The sequence below is a fragment of the Candidatus Aquicultor secundus genome (genome assembly GCF_002791875.1).
In the GTDB taxonomy this organism is placed as follows: domain Bacteria; phylum Actinomycetota; class Aquicultoria; order Aquicultorales; family Aquicultoraceae; genus Aquicultor_A; species Aquicultor_A secundus.
This window is the reverse complement of record NZ_PFNG01000181.1, coordinates 1-1,305: the sequence shown is the minus strand read 5'-3', so window position 1 is coordinate 1,305 and position 1,305 is coordinate 1. Positions and strand designations below refer to the sequence as shown.

Below are 1,305 nucleotides of genomic sequence, written 5' to 3'. Positions count from 1 at the left end.
GGTAACGATGGCAGCAAGAACACCGATTAAGTCGATCCGGGCTAAATGTTTGGATTGTTGCGTGGGTCAGCGTAAGGAAGTAACACTATGCCCTAGTACCGATTGTGCTTTATGGCCGTATAGGTTAGGCAAACGGCCAAAGCCAGCCAGTAATGAAAATAACTCATAGGCTAGCTAAGGGTTTTTGAAAGGAGAAGAGAAAATGCGCAAGCCAACTGATAAGGAACTTCTAGAACATTATGCAGACAAACCAGCGAGATAGTAAGCGCTTAAGACGGTCAGCTTAAGAACGAGTTTTGGAATTTTTGGAGTCCATAAGACAGACGATAACGGGAATTATCCAGACTCGTTTCATATTTGCACCTGTTATTCGCTGCACAGAACTATTTTCTATGTTAGTTTCTGGGGTCCGAGTTTAATCTTGCAGCCGTTCTGACTCATCTGAAACTTTTTGTCTTCTAGCTTTCGAAACTTTCCAGTAGACAATTGAGACCAACCAGTAGACAATTGAGACCAACCAAGTTACTGCGCTAGCAGCTAAAAATATAAGTGCTGATATGGTAAATATGTTTCCTATACCGAAAAACAGTTGGAAAAAAGTCGCCAGCACCCAAAAGATTACAGAAGAACCAAGTCTGCGGTAAACATCACAATGGTAATTCAGTCTGCTAAGAGCTGAACTCAATACCTCAGCTGCCACAAAAAACAGCAGAGCTGTCGGTAGAATCCTCATGCTAGTAAGGAATAATGCGTTAAAATCAGACATGTTACCCCGCTTCTTTCTCAACAGAGTTATCTCAAGTGGCAGCCACGGCTGATTATTGGTGGGTGAGAGACTAAGTTTTATTCGACCGCCTACCTGATAATAGCCAAAGCACTAAGCGTAATGCAAATACGAGTACTATGGTGGTATTATCTATTACTTTGCCTCTCTGTGCAATCGCTTTTACCATTATCCATTGGCGGAAAAACTTTACCACTTTCATGGGTGCTTATCTCTTGCTCCAGCTTTTTTATCTTCTGTCCAAGCTCGGCGACTCGGTTTAGGCAGGATAAAATCTTTAAACAACTTTATTTTTCATCCCCCTTTCTGACGACGGACCGTCAATAAAGTTTGCCGTTTTTTTATGGACTCGCAAAATTCGGGAAATAGGGTGGGGAACGCTCTTTAGTGAGGGGTGAAAATTGACGTGTTGCACTTAGTTTGCACTTACGAAGAAGGCCTAGAATCCCTTTCTTGGTGATTCTAGGCCTCTGACCTGAGCCACTGAGCGGATTCGAACCGCTGACCTGCTCATTACGAGT

The 1,305-nt window shown here is 43.0% G+C and carries 1 protein-coding gene; it reads right to left on the bottom strand.

The features are described from left to right. Positions 1-415 precede the first annotated feature (415 nt). Positions 416-766: a hypothetical protein gene (locus COY37_RS07755; RefSeq protein ID WP_286677803.1), complete on the bottom strand. Its 351-nt coding sequence runs from the start codon at positions 764-766 to the stop codon at positions 416-418. Positions 767-1,305 lie beyond the last annotated feature (539 nt).

Bases quoted from the DNA above. Each gene is read 5' to 3' on its own strand.
- COY37_RS07755 (WP_286677803.1), bottom strand. From the start codon at position 766: ATGTCTGATTTTAACGCATTATTCCTTACTAGCATGAGGATTCTACCG.